General features: G+C 62.2%; 1 protein-coding gene. It reads left to right on the top strand.

What is annotated here, in order from left to right; genetic code table 11:
• Positions 1–474, top strand: a 474-nt coding sequence (locus tag ACTHUG_RS11380; protein WP_440422282.1) for a hypothetical protein, incomplete at its 5' end; no start/stop codon positions are given.
• Positions 475–500: the final 26 nt, after the last annotated feature.

The following is a 500-nucleotide window of genomic DNA, read 5'->3' as shown; positions in this document are numbered from 1 at the left end:
CCACATGCACCCACCCCCACCTCTTCCTTCACCTCCACCCCCCCCCCCCCCCCCACCCCCACCCCTCCCACCTTCCTCACCAACTCCACCCTCCCTACCCCCCCCACCCCCCCCCCCACCCCCCCCTTTTTAAGGATACAGAGAACACCGAGAGCTACACCGTCTAATGATTCGGCAGCGGCAGGTGTGGATAATGGAAAGGTCGGCACCGGTTGCGCCGGTATCGCCTTTGGCACCAGTTGCACCGTCTTTAACGATGGTAGTAGTGGTGTTACCGTTACCGTCTTTGATGGTTACAGTATGAGCTGTATCTCATCCACATCTACGAGCCCACGAGACCTCTCTACATTTGGTATTAGGGTTGCTTTTTGCACCAGGTGGGGGGGGGGGAGGGGGGGGGGGGGGGGGGGGGGGGGGGGGGGGGGGGGGGGGGGAGGGGGGGGGGAGGGAGACGGTGGATTTAAGGGCGGATGAAGCGTTCTTAACGTAGGGAAAAGTTG

It is taken from the genome of Neisseria sp. P0022.S009 (genome assembly GCF_051956675.1).
Lineage (GTDB): Bacteria > Pseudomonadota > Gammaproteobacteria > Burkholderiales > Neisseriaceae > Neisseria.
The sequence above is the reverse complement of the archived record's forward strand: the minus strand, read 5'-3'. Positions and strand labels throughout refer to the sequence as shown.